Below are 260 nucleotides of genomic sequence, written 5' to 3' on the forward strand. Positions count from 1 at the left end.
TGGGAGACCTTCATCCGCTTCCTCGAGGACGGCCGGATCTGCCTGACGAACAATGCCGCCGAGCGGGCGCTGCGCGGCGTGGCCCTTGGCCGGAAGTCATGGCTCTTCGCCGGCTCGGAGCGCGGCGGCGACCGCGCCGCCTTCATGTATTCCTTGATCGTCACCGCAAAGCTGAACGACATCGATCCCCAAGCTTGGTTGGCAGACGTTCTCGCCCGGCTCCCCGACATGACCGCCTCGCAGGTGCCGGACCTACTACC

1 protein-coding gene is annotated in these 260 nt (G+C 66.5%); it reads left to right on the forward strand.

Translation table 11 applies throughout. The features are described from left to right. A partial coding sequence (locus GQE99_RS20225) for a transposase domain-containing protein (RefSeq protein WP_161353773.1) occupies positions 1-260 on the forward strand: 260 nt, incomplete at both ends.

The sequence above is a fragment of the Maritimibacter harenae genome, from assembly GCF_009882975.1.
Taxonomy (GTDB): domain Bacteria; phylum Pseudomonadota; class Alphaproteobacteria; order Rhodobacterales; family Rhodobacteraceae; genus Maritimibacter; species Maritimibacter harenae.